Annotated in this window: 12 protein-coding genes; all 12 read right to left on the minus strand. The window is 74.4% G+C overall.

The features are described 5' to 3' along the window. Positions 1 to 3: 3 nt before the first annotated feature. On the minus strand, positions 4 to 1,116 hold the full coding sequence (ftsZ, locus tag O7633_RS09780) for a cell division protein FtsZ (protein ID WP_077939058.1): 1,113 nt from the start codon (positions 1,114 to 1,116) through the stop codon (positions 4 to 6). A 298-nt stretch (positions 1,117 to 1,414) separates the two neighbouring features. Next, positions 1,415 to 2,233, minus strand: a complete 819-nt coding sequence (locus tag O7633_RS09785) for an FtsQ-type POTRA domain-containing protein (RefSeq protein ID WP_178065847.1) — start codon at positions 2,231 to 2,233, stop codon at positions 1,415 to 1,417. Next, a complete protein-coding gene (gene murC / locus O7633_RS09790) occupies positions 2,230 to 3,684 on the minus strand; it encodes a UDP-N-acetylmuramate--L-alanine ligase (RefSeq protein ID WP_282327455.1) in 1,455 nt (484 codons plus the stop codon). Before murC ends, O7633_RS09785 begins: the two co-directional genes overlap by 4 nt. Before the next feature lie 34 nt (positions 3,685 to 3,718). Beyond that, positions 3,719 to 4,825, minus strand: coding sequence for an undecaprenyldiphospho-muramoylpentapeptide beta-N-acetylglucosaminyltransferase (murG, locus tag O7633_RS09795; RefSeq protein ID WP_178065849.1), 1,107 nt, complete (start codon positions 4,823 to 4,825; stop codon positions 3,719 to 3,721). Continuing rightward, on the minus strand, positions 4,825 to 6,231 hold the full coding sequence (locus tag O7633_RS09800; protein WP_282328508.1) for a putative peptidoglycan glycosyltransferase FtsW: 1,407 nt from the start codon (positions 6,229 to 6,231) through the stop codon (positions 4,825 to 4,827). The genes murG and O7633_RS09800 overlap by 1 nt, the downstream gene beginning before the upstream one ends. Before the next feature lie 360 nt (positions 6,232 to 6,591). Then, the gene (mraY, locus tag O7633_RS09805; protein ID WP_043967300.1) at positions 6,592 to 7,728 is read right to left on the minus strand and encodes a phospho-N-acetylmuramoyl-pentapeptide-transferase; all 1,137 of its coding nucleotides are present in this window, start codon (positions 7,726 to 7,728) and stop codon (positions 6,592 to 6,594) included. Then, the gene (murF, locus tag O7633_RS09810) at positions 7,725 to 9,125 is read right to left on the minus strand and encodes a UDP-N-acetylmuramoyl-tripeptide--D-alanyl-D-alanine ligase (RefSeq protein ID WP_282327458.1); all 1,401 of its coding nucleotides are present in this window, start codon (positions 9,123 to 9,125) and stop codon (positions 7,725 to 7,727) included. The genes mraY and murF overlap by 4 nt, the downstream gene beginning before the upstream one ends. Further along, positions 9,122 to 10,645 (minus strand): UDP-N-acetylmuramoyl-L-alanyl-D-glutamate--2,6-diaminopimelate ligase, encoded by a 1,524-nt coding sequence (locus tag O7633_RS09815; protein WP_282327460.1) that lies wholly within the window; start codon positions 10,643 to 10,645, stop codon positions 9,122 to 9,124. Before O7633_RS09815 ends, murF begins: the two co-directional genes overlap by 4 nt. Before the next feature lie 91 nt (positions 10,646 to 10,736). Continuing rightward, positions 10,737 to 12,956 (minus strand): penicillin-binding protein 2, encoded by a 2,220-nt coding sequence (locus O7633_RS09820; RefSeq protein ID WP_282327461.1) that lies wholly within the window; start codon positions 12,954 to 12,956, stop codon positions 10,737 to 10,739. Positions 12,957 to 12,961: 5 nt separating this feature from the next. Further along, entirely contained in the window at positions 12,962 to 13,582 is a 621-nt protein-coding gene (locus O7633_RS09825) for a hypothetical protein (protein WP_278128180.1), read from the minus strand. Further along, positions 13,579 to 14,673, minus strand: coding sequence for a 16S rRNA (cytosine(1402)-N(4))-methyltransferase RsmH (gene rsmH, locus O7633_RS09830; protein WP_282327463.1), 1,095 nt, complete (start codon positions 14,671 to 14,673; stop codon positions 13,579 to 13,581). The genes O7633_RS09825 and rsmH overlap by 4 nt, the downstream gene beginning before the upstream one ends. 202 nt (positions 14,674 to 14,875) lie before the next feature. Further along, the gene (gene mraZ, locus O7633_RS09835; protein WP_043967289.1) at positions 14,876 to 15,307 is read right to left on the minus strand and encodes a division/cell wall cluster transcriptional repressor MraZ; all 432 of its coding nucleotides are present in this window, start codon (positions 15,305 to 15,307) and stop codon (positions 14,876 to 14,878) included. Positions 15,308 to 15,331 lie beyond the last annotated feature (24 nt).

Here is a 15,331-nt window from a genome sequence, read left to right on the forward strand (position 1 = left end):
CGGTCAGGATCCGTTCTTGAGGAAGTCCGGCACGTCCACGTCGTCGAAGAGCACCCGCCGCGGCGACTGGGACGGCGCCGGCATCGTGGCGGGGGGCGGCGACGGCGTGGTCGGCTGGGCGGGCTGGTTCTGGTTGCTCTTGCGGCTCGGCTCGGGCTTGTAGGCCGGCGTCCCGCCGTCGAACCCGGCGGCGATCACCGTGACCCGCACCTCGTCGCCGAGGGCGTCGTCGATGACCGCGCCGAAGATGATGTTGGCGTCCGGGTGGGCCGCGTCGGTGACGAGCTGCGCCGCGTCGTTGATCTCGAACAGGCCGAGGTCGGAGCCGCCGGCGATGGAGAGCAGCACGCCGCGCGCGCCGTCCATGCTCTGCTCCAGCAGCGGGCTGGAGATGGCCGCCTCCGCCGCCTCGACCGCGCGGTTCTCGCCCCGGGCGCTGCCGATGCCCATGAGGGCGCTGCCCGCGCCGCTCATCACGCTCTTGACGTCGGCGAAGTCCAGGTTGATCAGACCCGGGGTGGTGATCAGGTCGGTGATGCCCTGGACGCCGGAGAGCAGCACCTGGTCGGCGGTGCGGAAGGCGTCCATCATGCTGATGTTGCGGTCGCCGAGCGCGAGCAGCCGGTCGTTGGGGATGACGATCAGCGTGTCGCACTGGTTGCGCAGCTCGTCTATCCCCGCCTCGGCCTGCACCTGGCGGCGCTTGCCCTCGAACGAGAACGGCCGGGTGACCACGCCGATGGTCAGCGCGCCGAGCTTGCGGGCGATGTTGGCCACCACCGGCGCGCCGCCGGTGCCGGTGCCGCCGCCCTCGCCGCAGGTCACGAAGACCATGTCGGCGCCCTTGAGCACCTCCTCGATCTCGTCGCGGTGGTCCTCGGCGGCGTTCTTGCCGACGTCGGGGTTGGCGCCCGCGCCGAGCCCCCGGGTCAGCTCCCGCCCCACGTCCAGCTTGACGTCGGCGTCGCTCATCAGCAGCGCCTGCGCGTCGGTGTTGATCGCGATGAACTCGACGCCCTTGAGCCCAACCTCGATCATCCGGTTGACGGCGTTGACGCCGCCGCCCCCGATGCCGACGACCTTGATGACCGCCAGGTAGTTGTGCGGAGGTGTCATCTCCGGTCCTTTCCCTTCGAGATTGGCATGGGCCGACCCCACACGGCTTGGCCAGACCAGCGCCGACACGGCCGGGCCCCCAACGAGGCCGAGAGGTGAACCCTCACCCTCTACTAGAGGCTTACTGTTATGTCAACTACTGATCCTCTTCGGGGCAACGTAAGCGGCCCCACGCCCGGAGCCAAGGACCCGCCCGGCGTGTCGCCGCCGGAGAGGGCCACGCCTCACCTTCCGGCCCGCGCCGCCGGCCGGCCCATGCCCGGGGCGACCCGCCCCGGGTGGGCCGCTGACCGGCCGGTCACCGGAAGGTGACCACGTCCGGCGCGCTCACGTCGATCGTGTCGGCCTTCCGACCGAGCAGGGCCGTGGCGACCCGGGCCTTGTCCGCCCCCCGGGTGGCGTCGCCCCAGACGACGGTCCGGTCGCCGCGCAGCCGCAGGCTGATCCGGGCCAGCCCCTCGACGCCGACCTCCACGAGCTGCCCGCGCAGCTCCGGGGTCAGCGCGCCCAGCACCTCCAGCCCGGCCAGGGTGCCCGGATCCGCCGGCCCCGGCTGGCCGACCCGCACCACCGGCAGGCCCTCCGGCTGCCGGGGCAGCGACCGGAAGACCACCCCGGACCCGTCGACCACGGCGAACCGCTCGCCCTGCGGCACCGCCGCCACCGGCGTGCGCTCCACCACCCGCACCACCAGCGCCCCCGGCCAGTCCCGGGTGACCGTCGCCCGCTCCACCGGGGCGAGCGCGCCGATCCGCCGGGCGACGGCGGCCAGGTCGACCCGCGCCAGCGGCTGGTCGTCCGGCACGGCGGCGGCCTCGCGGACCTCCACGGCGGTGACCAGCTCGGCGCCCTCCACCCGCACCTCGCGCACGCCGAACAGCCCGGTGCCGAGCACCGTCCAGGCCACCAGCGCGGCCAGGGCCAGCACCCCCGCGGCCACCGCCCAGGGCAGCGCCGCCCGCATCCGGCGCTGCCGGGCCCGGGCCATGAACCGCCGGGTCGAGGGCGGCACCGCGTCCGAGCCGGCCCGCACCAGCTGCCAGCGCCGCACCGGCCCCCGCCGGCCCCCGCCCGGGTCCGCGCCGGCCGTGCGGCCCCGCGCCGGACCGGGGCTCATCCGGCGGTGGCCGCCGAGCCGCCCGCGTCACCGGCGCGGGCCGACAGGGCCGCCAGCAGCTCGTCGCCCATCAGCGAGATCGGCGGGGCGCCCATCGTCACCACCACGTCGCCCGGGCGGGCCCGGCGGGCCACCTCGACCGGCGCGTCCTCCCAGGAGCCGACGAAGACCTTCCGGTCGGCCGGCAGGGGCACCGCCTCCACCAGCGCCGCCGAGCCCTCCCCCGGCTGGCGCAGCTCGCCGGGGCCGAAGACCTCCAGCAGCACCAGCTCGTCGGCGAGGCCGAGGGCGGCGGCGATCTCCGCCTGAAGGTCGCGGGTGCGGTAGAGCCGGTAGGGCTGGAACACCACGAGCAGCCGCCCCTCGCCGGCCACCTCGCGCAGCGTCCGCATGGCCAGCGTCATCGAGGTCGGGTGGTAGGCGTACTCGTCGTAGACCAGCACGCCGTCGGCGACGCCCTTGCGCTCGAAGCGCCGCCGCACTCCGGGAAACGCCGCGAGCGCGGCCTCCGCCGCCTCGACGGGCAACCCCAGCAGGTACGCGGTGAGCACCGCCGACGCGCTGTTGAGCCCCATGTGCCGACCCGGCACCGGCAGCCGGAACTCGCCCAGCGACCGCCCGTCGATCTCGGCGAGGTAGCGCACCCCCTGCGCGGAGGAGACGACCTCGCTCAGCCGCAGGTCGGCGTCGGCCGCCTCGCCGTACGTGTGCACCCGGCGGCCCTCGGCCCGCAGCGTCTGCGCCAGCCGCCGCCCGCCCGGGTCGTCGGCGCAGGTGACGATGAACCCGTCGGGGTCGGTGAGCCGGGCGAACTCGGCGAACGCCGCCTCCAGCGTGGCCAGGTCCCCGTACGTGTTGAGGTGGTCGGCCTCGATGTTGGTGATCACCGAGAGGTACGGGCGGTAGATGAGGAACGAGCGGTCGCTCTCGTCCGCCTCGACCACGAAGTGCTCGCCGGTGCCGTGGTGCGCCCCGGAGCCGACCTCGGAGATCTCCCCACCGATCACGAAGGACGGATCGGCGCCGGCCTGCTGGAGCACCATCGTCACCATCGAGGTGGTGGTGGTCTTGCCGTGGGTGCCGGCGATCGCCACCGTGCGGCGGCCCGTCATCGCCGCCGCGAGGGCCTCGGAGCGGTGCAGCACCCGCAGCCCGCGCCGCCGCGCCTCCACCATCTCCACGTGGTCCTGCGGGATCGCCGAGGAGTAGACGACCGTGTCGACGCCGTCGAGGTTGGACGGCTCGTGGGTCATGTGGACGGTCCCGCCCAGCGCCCGCATCCCGGCCAGCGACGGCCACTCGCGCAGCTCGCTGCCCGAGACCGGCAGGCCCCGGGTGAGGAAGAGCCGGGCCAGCCCGCTCATGCCGACGCCGCCGACCCCGATCAGGTGGATCCGGCCCAGGTCCTCGGCGGTCAGCGTGCCGGCCGGGGTGAACTGCGCGGTGTTCATGACGGGCACCTTCCGGTCGCGACGGCCGCGCCCGTCATCGGGCCACCGCCTCGTAGACGAAGTTCAGCAGCGCCTCGTCGCCGTCGCGCCGCCCGTACGCCGCCGCGGCGGCGCCCATCGCGGCGAGCCGGTGCGGGTCGCGGATCAGCGGGATGATGGTGCGCTCCACCCAGTCCGGGGTCAGCTCGGCGTCGTCCACGAGCAGCCCGCCGCCGGCCTCCACCACGGGCAGCGCGTTGCGCTTCTGCTCCTGGTTGCTGTGCGGGTACGGCACGTAGACGGTGGGCAGCCCGATCGCGGCGACCTCCGCGCAGGTCATCGCCCCGCCCCGGCCGAGCATCAGGTCGGCGGCGGCGTAGCCGATCTCCATCTGGGACAGGTACGGCAGCGTCACGTACGGCACCGGCAGGTCGCTGGGGACCGGCACCGGCTCGTTGCGGGCGCCCATCACGTGCAGCACCTGCACGCCGTGCCGGGCCAGCTCCTTGGCCGCGCCCGCGACGGCGAGGTTGATCGACCGGGCGCCCTGCGAGCCGCCTGCGACGAAGAGGACCGGCAGGTCCGGCCGGAGTCCGAAGTGGGCGCGGGCGGCGGCGGCGTTGGCGGCCCGGTCCAGCCCGGCGATGCCCCGGCGCAGCGGCACCCCGACCACCCGGGCGTCGCGCAGCGCCTCGGCCTGCGCCGGCTGGTGCGGGAAGCCCACCGCGACGTTGCTCGTGAACTTCATGCCGAGCCGGTTGGCCACCCCCGGCGGCACGTTCACCTCGTGGATGACGATCGGCAGCTCGCGCCGCCAGGCGGCCAGGTAGCCGGGCACCGAGACGTACCCGCCGAAGCCGACGACCACGTCGGCCCGGACCTCGTCGATCACCTTGCCCGCCGCGCGGGCCGCCTTCCACATCCGGTCGGGGGTGCGGACCAGGCTCATGTTCACCGACCGGGGCAGCTGGTAGGCCGGGATCTGCCGCAGGTCGTAGCCGGCCGGCGGGATCAGCTCGTTCTCCAGGCCCTTCGGTGTGCCGAGGCAGGTGATCCGGACGCCCGGGTCGTGTCGGCGCAGGCAGTCGGCGAAGGCGAGCAGCGGGTAGATGTGGCCACCCGTGCCCCCTCCGCAGAGCACCACCGAACGCAGCGGACCCATCAGCGTCTCCTCTCGCTCGCCGTCCCGCCCCGGGCCCGGTCCGGCCGGGCGCCACGGGATGCGGCCTGGTCGTCCTCGCGCCGCGCCCGCGACCGGGGCACGGACCCACGGTCCGCCGGTGGCGGCGCCGGGCGACGGCGCCGGCCGGGAAGCGGCGGCAACGGGGCCCAGAGTAGTCGGACCCATCGGGCGGGCGGACGGGCATGCAGGGCTCGGGCCGCGTCGGGTTCGCAGCGGGCGAACGAGGCGAGCATCCCCACCGCCGCCATGGTCACCACCAGGGCGCTTCCGCCGTCGGAGATGAACGGCAGCGGCACGCCGGTCATCGGCATCAGGCCGATGACCCCGCCGATGTTGATGATCGCCTGCCCGACCAGCCAGGTGGTCGCCCCGGCGGCGGCGAGCCGGCGGAACGGGTCCTCGACCCGCCGGGCGATGCGCAGCCCGGTGTAGCCGAGCACCGCGAACAGGGTGATCAGCACCACGCAGCCGACCACGCCCAGTTCCTCGGCGAGGACGGCGAAGATGAAGTCGTTGTGCGCCTCCGGCAGCCAGCCGAACTTGAAGCTGCTCTTGCCCAGCCCGACGCCGAACCAGCCGCCGTGCTCGATGGCGTTGCGGCCCTGGACGAGCTGGTAGCACCACGTCTCGAAGCAGTCCCTGGGCTCGGGCGGGTTGAAGAAGATGGTGAGCCGGGCCAGCCGGTAGTTCTCCTCGCCCTTCGCCCCCGAGCCCGCGCCGAGCGAGGCGGCGGCGACGAGCAGCCCGATGCCGACCAGCCCGATCACCGACAGCACGGCGAAGACCTTGGCGCGCACCCCGGCCGCCCAGAGCAGGCCGACGACGAGGGCCAGCAGGCAGAGCATCGTGCCGACGTCGTTGTAGCCGACCAGCACGAACAGCAGCGCGACCACGGGGAACAGCGGGGTGGCCAGCTCCTTCCACCAGCCGAGCCGGGCGCCCTTGCGGGCGAGCACGTCGGCGCCCCACAGCACCAGCGCGAACTTCGCCAGCTCGGAGGGTTGGAGCTGGACGCCGCCGACGAACAGCCACAGCAGGTTGGCCTCCAGCGGCCCCACCCGCTCCACCCCGAAGAACGAGTCGAGCGCGAGCAGCAGGTTGAGCACCAGCAGCAGCACCACGGCGATGCCGAGCGCCGTGCCGGCCACCGACCGGTAGGTGCTCGCCGGCAGCCGCTGGCACACCCAGAACGCCACCACCCCGATCACCGCGAAGATCGCCTGTTGGGTGGCGTCGGCGAAGGCGTTGCCCTCCTCGGCGTAGTTCTTCACGCTGGTGGCCGAGAAGACCATGGTCAGGCCGATGACCAGCAGCAGGCCGGCGCTGGAGATCAGCAGGTAGTAGGAGGCCAGCGGGCGGGCCAGCAGGCCCCGCAGCGCGGCCAGCCCGCCGGCGGCGTCCAGGCCGAACCCGGGCGCGGCGGCCGGCGGGTCGACCCCCCGGCCGCTCCCCGGGCCGCGTCGGCCGGACGTGTCGGTCGTTGTCGCGCTGGTGCCTCGGTCCTCCCCCACCCGCCCATCATCGCCAATGCGGGCGGCCCGTTCCGGCCGAACGCCGTGGTCGGCGTGTCGCCGGGCGAAAGGAGGGGCCCCCTGTTAACGCATTCTGCATAACAGGGGCCCCTTCTTAACGCCTGGCGCGCCGCGCGAGCGGTGCCGGGCCGCGCCGGGCGGGCCGGCGGCACCGGGCGGGCGGACAGCGGGCGGGCGGGCGGACAGCGGGCGGGCGGGCGGACAGCGGGCGGATCAGCCCATCGCGGCGAGGAAGTCGCTGTAGAACAGGCCGAGCGCGATGGCCACGCCGATCCCCGCGATGATCCAGAACCGGACCACGATGTTGACCTCGCTCCACCCCGCGAGCTCGAAGTGGTGCTGCAACGGCGACATGCGGAACACCCGCTTGCCGGTGGTGCGGAACGAGATGATCTGGATGACCACCGACATCGTGATGATCACGAAGAGCCCGCCGATGATCGGCAGCAGCAGGATGGTGCGGGTGGACATCGCCATGCCGGCGATCAGGCCGCCCAGGCCCAGCGCGCCGGTGTCGCCCATGAAGATCCGGGCCGGCGAGGTGTTCCACCACAGGAAGCCCACACAGGCCCCGGCCGCCGCCCCGGCGATCAGCGCGATCTCCAGCGGGTCCCGCACGGTGTAGCAGTAGTTGTCCGGGTTCGCCGTGTACGACGGGTCGGCGCACCAGTGCCGGTACTGCCAGAACGCGATCAGCGCGTACGCGGCGAGGACCATCACCGACGCGCCGGTGGCCAGGCCGTCCAGGCCGTCGGTGAGGTTCACGCCGTTGGTCGCCGCCATCACCACGAAGATGAAGATGACCACCGCGCCGATCTTGGTGACGTCCAGCGCGGGGATGTCCCGGATGAAGCTCAGCGTGGTCGCGCCCACGGTCTCGGTGTTGGTGGCCGCCCCGCTGGCGTCGGTCATGCTGCTGGGGAAGTAGAGCGCGACGACGCCGAAGGCCGCGCCGACCAGGATCTGCCCGGCCAGCTTGCCCCGCTTGTTGAGGCCGCCGCTGTTCCGCTTGCGGACCTTGAGGAAGTCGTCGATGAAGCCGACCGCGCCGGAGAACACCATCAGCCCCAGCAGGACCAGCGCGGTGATCGTCGGCTCGACCTGGGCGATCTGCGCGTCCGGCAGGGTGGTCAGGGCGAGGTGCCCGGCGACGTACGCGATGACGGTGGCCAGGATGAAGACCACGCCGCCCATCGTCGGCGTGCCCTTCTTGCCCTCGTTGCTGGCGAGCCCGAGGTTCGATCGGATCGGCTGGCCGGCCTTCAGCCGGGCGAACACCTTGATCGCGATCGGGGTGCAGAAGAGCGAGACGAGGAAGGCCACCCCGATGGCGACGATCACCGCCCTCATGCGGCGGCACCCCCGTCCGTGGCGTCGGCGCGCAGCGCGTCGGCCACCTCCCAGGTGCGGTACCGGGAGCCCTTCACCAGGACGACGTCGCCCGCCCGTAGTTCACTGCGCAGCACCTCGACGGCCGCCGCCTGATCGGTGAGCAGCACCGATTTTCCTCCCCAGTCCTCTACCGCTGTCGCGCCCTCGTGGATCGGCGCCGCCGGCTCGCCCACCACGAGCAGCCGGTCCACACCCAGCTCGGCCGCGAGCCGGCCGACCTCCAGGTGCCCCTGTCGTTCGTACTCCCCCAGCTCGGCCATGTAGCCCAGCACCGCGACCGCCCGTCCCGCGCCGCGCATCCCGGCGAGCGCGCGCAGCGCCACCGCCGTGGACGCCGGGTTCGCGTTGTACGAGTCGTCGATCACCGTCACGCCGTCGGGGCGCTCGAAGACGTCCATCCGGCGGGTGGAGACCAGGCCCAGCCCGCCCAGCGCGGCGGCCAGCTCGCCCAGCGGCATGCCCAGCTCCCGGGCCACCGCGGCGGCGGCCAACGAGTTCGACACCTGGTGCCGGCCGGTGAGCCCGAGCCGCACGGCCGCGTTCCCCTCCGGCGTCACCAGGGTGTACGCGGCGCGGCCCCGCCCGTCCAGCGTCACGTCCACGGCCCGCACGTCGGCGTGCGCGGCCTCGCCGTAGCGCACCACGCGGGCGGCGGTGCGGGCGGCCATCGCGTCGACGAGGGGGTCGTCGGCGTTGAGCACCGCCAGCCCGTCGGCGGGCAGCGACTCGACCAGCTCCCCCTTGGCCAGCGCGATGTTCTCCACCGAGCCGAACTCGCCGAGGTGCGCCACGCCGACGTTGAGCACCACCGAGATGCGCGGCGGCACCACCTCGCACAGGTAGCGCACGTGCCCCACCCCCCGGGCGCCCTTCTCCAGCACGAGGAAGCGGGTGTCCGCGTCGGCCTGCAACGCCGTCCACGGGTGGCCCAGCTCGTTGTTGAACGACCCCGGCGGGGCCACCGTGGGGCCGAGCCGCGCGGTGAGCTGGGCGATCAGGTCCTTGGTGGTGGTCTTGCCCGACGAGCCGGTCAGCCCGATCACGGTCAGCGCGGGCAGCCGGTCCACGACCGCGCGGGCCAGCCGGCCCATCGCGTCGAGGGCGTCGCCGACGAGCACCATCGGCACGCCGGGCACCTCGCGGGTGCCGAGCACCGCCACCGCGCCGGCGGCCACGGCACCGGCGGCGTAGTCGTGGCCGTCCACCTTCTCGCCGGGGAACGCGACGAACAGCGCGCCCGGCCCGGCCCTGCGCGAGTCGAACTCCACCGGGCCCGTCACCTGGGCGGCGGGGTCGGCGGCGACCAGCCGGCCGCCGACCGCCTCGGCCACCTCGGCCAGCGTCAGCGGGATCATCGCCGGCCCGCCAGGTCCCCGAAGCGGGCGCGCAGCGCGTCGGCCAGCTCCGTGCGGTCGTCGAACGGCAGCACCTCGCCGCCCACCTCCTGCCCACGCTCGTGCCCCTTGCCGAGCACGGCGACCACGTCACCCGGGGCGGCCAGCCGGACCGCCTCGTCGATCGCCGCACGCCGGCCGGCCACCTCGACGATCCGGGCCGGCGTGCCGGCGGCGTACGCCCCGGCCAGCACCTCCGCCCGGATCCCGGCCGGCTCCTCGGTGCGCGGGTTGTCGTCGGTCACCAGCACCACGTCGGCGCCCCGGGCGGCGGCGGCGCCCATCTCCGGCCGCTTGCCGCGGTCGCGGTCGCCGCCGGCACCGATGACGCAGATCAGCCGCCCGGCGCTCAGCTCGCGCAGCGCGGCCAGGGCCGCCACGATAGCGTCGGTCTTGTGCGCGTAGTCGACCACCCCGCGCACCGGCCCGGCCGCCGAGACCAGCTCCAGCCGGCCGGGCACCCCGCCGCAGGCGGCCACCCCGGCGGCGGCGGTCGCCGCGTCCACCCCCGCGCCGACCAGCGCGGCGATGGCCAGCAGGGCGTTGGCGACGTTGTGCCGCCCGGGCAGCGCCACCCCGGCCGGCACGGTCACCCCGCCGGGTCCGTGCGCGGTGAACCGCTGCGCGTAGCCCTCGCCGTCGACGTCGGTGGCGTACCAGGTGGCGGTGGGGTCGCCGGCGGCCGAGTAGCTGACCGTGGCGGGGGTGAACAGCGGACGCAGCGCCGGCTCGTCGTGGTTGAGCACCTCGACGGCGCAGCGCCCGTCGAACAGCTGCGCCTTCGCCGCGAAGTAGTCCGCCGAGTCGGCGTGGAAGTCCAGGTGGTCGGAGCCGAAGTTGGTGTAGCCGCCGACGGTGAACCGCACCCCGCCGACCCGTCCCATGGCCAGGGCGTGACTGGAGACCTCCATGACCAGCGCGGTGACCCCGCGCTCCCGGGCGGCGGCGAGCATCGCGTGCAGGTCGGTGGCCTCCGGGGTGGTGCGCACGCTGTCGACGACCAGGTCACCCAGCCGGGTCTCCACGGTGCCGATCAGGCCCGTGACGTGGCCGGCGGCGCGCAGCCCCGACTCCACCAGGTAGGCCGTGGAGGTCTTGCCGGCGGTGCCGGTGATCCCGATGACGGTCAGGCCGGCGGTGGGGTCGCCGTAGACGGCGGAGGCGAGCGCGCCGAGCACCGCGCGGGGGTCGGGCACCACCAGCGCCGGCAGGCCCGCCGCGGCCACGGCCGGCGCGCCGGCCGGGTCGGTGAGGGCGGCCACCGCGCCGGCGGCGGCCGCGCCGGCGGCGAACTCCGCGCCGTGGCGGCGCGCGCCGGGCAGCGCCGCGTACAGGTCGCCGGGGCGGACCTCCTGGCTGGCGTGGGTCACCCCGGTGACGGCCTGGTCGGCGGCCCCCTCGGGGGCCTCGACGGCGAGCCGGTCGGCGAGTTCGCCGAGCCGGATTCCGGTCACGGTACGTGGGCGTGGATTGCCGGGCACGGCGTCAGACCCTACCCGGTCGTCCGGTTCCGACCGTACAGCCGCCCCGGTGGTTCGTCCCCACCAACCGATGATGTCCCGCCGTGCCTGGTCAGCGCGGAAAGACCTCGAACTTGGGCGCCGGCGCGCCGGACGGGGGGACGCGGTTGCGGCTGAGCGTGAAGCCCATGATGTCGCGGAACGCCGGCGCGGCGACCGCCCCGCCCCCGCCACCGGGGCTCCACACGAAGACCGCCACCACGAAGCGCGGATTGTCCGCCGGGGCCATCCCGATGAACGAGCCGACCTCGCCGGGCTGCTGCTTGCCGTCGACGTAGCGGATGCCGGTGCCGGTCTTGCCGGCGACCCGGTAGCCGGGGACCGCCGCGGCGAGGCCGGTGGCCCCGTCGACTGTGGTGACCGCCTCCAGCATGGTGCGCAGCGCCGCCGCGTTGGCCGGGCTGAGCACCGAGCGGGTGACCGGCGCCTTGCCCGGCATCCGGCTGCCGTCCCTGCCGCTGATCACTTCCTTGATCAGGTGCGGCTGGACGTACGTGCCGTTGTTGGCGATCGCGGCGTACGCGGCGGCCATCTGCAACGGGGTGGCGTCGACGCTGTGCCCGATCGGCACCGACCCGTACGACGACTCGCTCCACGACTGGACGGGCAGCAGCCGGCCGCTGGCCTCCCCGGGGATGCCCTCGCCGGTGGGCTGGCCGAGCCCGAAGCGCTTCTGGTAGTCGATCAGCCGGTCCGGGCCGAGCTTGTCGGCGATCTCGATGGTGCCGACGTTCGACGAGTACGCGAGCATCCCCGGCAGGCTCATCCGCTGCCCGTTCGCCGGATGGGTGTCGCGGAACGTGGTATCGCCCTTGACGATGGTGTCCGGGATCGGCAGCGCCGTGTCGGGGGTGACGACACCCTCCTGGAGCGCCGCGCCGAACGTGATCGCCTTGTGGATGGAGCCGGGGTCGACCACGAAGCTGGTGGCGGCGTCCTCCCGGTCGGTCGGCTCGCTCTCCTGCGGCTTCGCCGCGTTGTAGATGGGGTGGCTGGCCTGGGCCAGCACCTCGCCGGTGGGCACGTCGAGGACGATGGCGACGCCGACGCTGCCCTGCGCCTTGGCCACCTGGGTCTTGAGCACCTGCTGCGCCTTGAACTGGAGGTCCCGTTCGATGGTCAGTTGCAGGGAGCTGCCCGGCTTGGCGGGGGTGGTGCTGCTGTAGCCGCCGGGGATCGGGGCGTCCAGCTTGCCCTGGCCGGCCTCGTAGACCCGGCGGCCGTTCTCGCCGCGCAGCAGGTCGTCGTAGCGGGCCTCCAGGCCCTCCAGGCCGACCATGTCCTGACTGGTGAAGCCGATCAGGTTGGCGGCCAGGTCGCCGCCGGGCACCTCGCGCCGCTCGTCGCGGTGCACGCCGATGCCGTACAGGTCGAGCGCCACGATCTTCTTGGCGGTCGGGATGTCGACGCCCCGGGCCAGGTATTCGAACTGGGAGGACTTCCCGTTCTCCAGGGTGCGCGGCTTCATCCGCTCGGCCAGCTCGGAGGCCGGACGGCCGAGCAGGGGCGACAGCGCCCGCGCGGTCTCCGTGCGGTCCTTGACCTGGGTCGGGTCGGCGAAGACGTACCGGGCCTCGACGCTGTTGGCCAGCGGGGCGCCGGTGCGGTCGTAGATCGCCCCCCGGGGGGCGGGCAGGTCCACCCGGGTCAGCCGGTTGGCCAGCCCGCCGCCGGCGTACGCCGGGGTGTCGACGGCCTGGAGGAAGACCAGCCGGATGCCGATGGCGGCGAACAGCACGAGGACGAGCAGGGTGCCCAGGCGCAGCCGGCGGCGCGGGTCGGCCAGCCGGGGCGGCTTGCGCGGCTTGCGCGGCGACCGCCCGGCGGCGGGCCGGGTGGGACGGCGCGGGCCGCGCCCGGGGGGTCGGCGGCGCGGCGGGCGCGGCGCGTCATCGTCGTCGTCGGGCCGCGCCCGGGTGGGCACCGTCCGGACCACCGCGGCCCGCGCGGCCGGGACGGGCTCCCGGCGGGCGGCGCGGCCTGCGCCGGCGCGGCCGCCGTCGAGCACCTGCAACGCCGGCCGGAACGGGTCGCCGCCGGCCCGGGCCCCACGCGGGGTACGCCGCTGCTCGGCGCCCCCGGCGGTCGGCCGGCCCGCCGCCTGGCGCTCCTCGCGGACGGTGCGCCCCCGGGGGGTGTACGCCCGCGCGTCGGAGATGCCCTGCACGCCGGGCTCGCCGGTGCGCGGCTCGCCCCGCCCGCCGGTGGCCCGCGACGAACCGCGCCGGGAGCCCGAAGGGTCCCGGCGCGGTTCCTCAGCTCTCGGCGGCACCTCGGTCAGCCCCCCGCACCCTGCTGGCTGGTGACCGACGGCTGGCCGTTGGCCGGCTGCGGCACCCCGATCACCCGGCCGTCCGGCAGCCGGATGTACGCCGGCTCCTCCGCCTCGACCATGCCGAGCCGGCGGGCCGTGGCGGTGAGGTTGCCGGGCGCCTTGGCGTCGGCGATCTCCTTCTCCAGCTGCTGCTGGTCCACGTCGAGCTTGGCCTGCTGCTGCTGGAGCCGCTCCAGCCGGAACGAGTTTTCGTTGATCTTGGTGTTGACCAGCAGGATGCCGAGCACCCCACCGACGACCAGCACCAGGATCAGCGCCACGAACGGCGCCCGCGGCACCGACACCGGCGGCGGCGGGGCGACCCGCAGCCGCGGCGACGGGGTCGCCGCCGCACCGGCCCGCTCGGTCGGGCTGACCCGCTCCGTCGGGCGCAGCGCGGCGCTGCCGTTGGTCGGGAACTCGCGCGCCCCCCGGGCGCGAGTCTCCCCCTGCCGGTCGAGCCGGCCGGCCCCCGGAGCCGGCATCCCGGCCCGCGTGGTCCGCTGCGCCGCGATCCGGCCCCCCGACCGCGGTGCACGCTGCCCGACGCCGGTGTCCCGGCCGTCGCGCTTGTCAGCGTTCATCTTCTTCTTCCCTCCCCCTCTTCGTCCGTCCCTGCGCCCGTCGGCCCCGGATCCGCCGATCCGGTTCCCGGTTGGTGCATCGCCCTGACCCGCCGGCGGGGCCGTTCGCGGTCGGCCCGCCCCTGTTGCTCCGCATCCGGGTCGATCCGCTCCGCGGCCCGCAGCCGCACCGACGCGGCACGCGGGTTCGCGGCGACCTCCGCCTCCCCGGGCAGCTCCGCGCCCCGGCTGAGCAGCCGGAACGTCGGACCCGACCCGGGCAGTTCGACCGGGAGGTCGACCGGGCCCTTACTGCGGACCCGGTCGGTGAGGGCCGCCTTGGTGAGCCTGTCCTCCAGCGAGTGGTAGGACAGGACCACCATGCGACCGCCCACGGTGAGCTTGTCGAGAGCGGCCGGCAGCGCCGTCTCCAGCGCCGCCAGCTCCCTGTTTACCTCGATCCGTAAAGCCTGAAACGTTCTCTTGGCCGGATGTCCACCGGTTCGTCGGGCTGGTGCGGGAATGCTCTCCCTGACCAGTTCCGCCAGCCGCGCCGACGAGGTGATCCGGGCCCGTTCCCGCTCCCGCAGGATCGCCGAGGCGATCCTCGGGGCGAACTTCTCCTCCCCGTAGACCCGCAGCACCCGGGCCAGGTCCGGGTGGGAGTAGGTGTTGACCACCTCTTCGGCGGTCACCCCCCGGGTCTGGTCCATCCGCATGTCCAGCGGCGCGTCCTGCGCGTAGGCGAACCCGCGGTCGGGCGCGTCCAACTGGAGCGAGGAGACGCCCAGGTCGAACAGGACGCCGTCGATCGCCGGATAACCCAGCCGCGCCAGCACCTCGGGCAGCTCGTCGTAGACGGCGTGTTCGAGGTGGACCCGGTCGGCGAACCGGGCCAGCCGGACCCGCGCGTGGGCGAGGGCCTCGGTGTCCCGGTCCAGCCCGATCAGCACCGTGCGCGGATGCCGTTGCAGCACCGCCTCGGCGTGACCGGCCAGGCCCAGCGTGGCGTCGACGTGGATCGTGCGGTCGCCCCTGTCCAGCGCGGGGGCCAACAACTCGAGACACCGCTCGAGCAGCACGGGCACGTGCGTGCCGCGAAGCTCCCCCATGTCGACCCCCACCGGTTGGACCGTCCGTTTCTCTCCGCGCCTGTCGTCGGACGACGCCTCCGTCGTACCGCCAGATCCCCATCCGCTCCCGCCCACCGGAGGCCGCGGCCCTCCGGGAGATCGTGCGCCTGGCACCGGGGAAGGGGTGCCAGGAACTCGAAAGCGGCTGGAGATCTCGCAGTACGTCGGGCGTCGTCACGCCCTACAGACCGCCGGGCAACACCCCCTCCTCGATGTCGGCGAAGTCGTCTTCGCTGTCGGCGAGGTAGGCCTCCCAGGCCGCCTTGTCCCAGACCTCCACCCGTGTGCTCGCGCCGATGACCACGAGGTCGCGGTCGAGACCGGCGTAGGCCCGCAGGTGCGCCGGGACGGTGACCCGGCCCTGCTTGTCCGGGACCTCGTCGTGCGCGCTGGCGAAGAAGACCCGGCTGTAGGCGCGGGCCGCCTTGTTCGTCATGGGTTGCGCGCGCAACTGGTCGGCGATGCGCTGGAACTCGGGCATCGGGAAGACGTAGAGACAGCGATCCTGCCCTTTGGTGATCACGACACCCCCCGCCAGCTCATCCCGGAACTTCGCCGGAAGGATCAACCGGCCCTTGTCGTCCAGGCGCGGGGTGTGGGTGCCGAGGAACATCGGCCCAACCCCCTCGCCCTTGCA

It is taken from the genome of Micromonospora sp. WMMD712 (genome assembly GCF_029581295.1).
In the GTDB taxonomy this organism is placed as follows: Bacteria; Actinomycetota; Actinomycetes; order Mycobacteriales; family Micromonosporaceae; genus Micromonospora; species Micromonospora carbonacea.

Excerpts from the sequence above, each read along its gene's own strand:
- ftsZ (WP_077939058.1), bottom strand. The coding sequence starts at position 1,116 with ATGACACCTCCGCACAACTACCTGGCGGTCATCAAGGTCGTCGGCATC.
- O7633_RS09785 (WP_178065847.1), bottom strand. The coding sequence starts at position 2,233 with ATGAGCCCCGGTCCGGCGCGGGGCCGCACGGCCGGCGCGGACCCGGGC.
- murC (WP_282327455.1), bottom strand. The coding sequence starts at position 3,684 with ATGAACACCGCGCAGTTCACCCCGGCCGGCACGCTGACCGCCGAGGAC.
- murG (WP_178065849.1), bottom strand. The coding sequence starts at position 4,825 with ATGGGTCCGCTGCGTTCGGTGGTGCTCTGCGGAGGGGGCACGGGTGGC.
- mraY (WP_043967300.1), bottom strand. The coding sequence starts at position 7,728 with ATGAGGGCGGTGATCGTCGCCATCGGGGTGGCCTTCCTCGTCTCGCTC.
- murF (WP_282327458.1), bottom strand. The coding sequence starts at position 9,125 with ATGATCCCGCTGACGCTGGCCGAGGTGGCCGAGGCGGTCGGCGGCCGG.
- O7633_RS09825 (WP_278128180.1), bottom strand. The coding sequence starts at position 13,582 with ATGAACGCTGACAAGCGCGACGGCCGGGACACCGGCGTCGGGCAGCGT.
- rsmH (WP_282327463.1), bottom strand. The coding sequence starts at position 14,673 with ATGGGGGAGCTTCGCGGCACGCACGTGCCCGTGCTGCTCGAGCGGTGT.
- mraZ (WP_043967289.1), bottom strand. The coding sequence starts at position 15,307 with ATGTTCCTCGGCACCCACACCCCGCGCCTGGACGACAAGGGCCGGTTG.